1 pseudogene is annotated in these 334 nt (G+C 56.6%); it reads right to left on the minus strand.

Going from position 1 to position 334, the window contains the following annotated elements:
* Positions 1-269 (minus strand): annotated as a pseudogene (locus tag AC0IYH_RS30275) (ABC transporter substrate-binding protein); the annotation flags it as partial.
* Between the last annotated feature and the right edge of the window lie 65 nt (positions 270-334).

Here is a 334-nt window from a genome sequence, read left to right on the forward strand (position 1 = left end):
TCCGGGTTCAGGCTCAATACTTTCTCGACCGAGAAACTCTGCGTTTCCACCTCGCCTACATCGGCAAGGCGATCAATGGCTGGGCGATGAGCGACGTGCAGTTGCCAGTTCAACGGCACCTTCTTTTCCCAGGCGCCCCGGGAAATACCCACCACCGAGTCAAACGCCGAATCACCGCCTACGGCTATGTAGTCTTCGAAGTTGAAGCCCAGAATTACCCGCTTGGCCGGCAAGGGCGCCGTGACGCTGCGGCCCAGTACATCGACCACCTGTCGAGACTCCGCGTTGGAAAGGCTAGAGAAAAGAAAAGCGAGAAGCATTACTGCTAATGGAT

Source organism: Pseudomonas sp. AC463 (assembly GCF_979253585.1).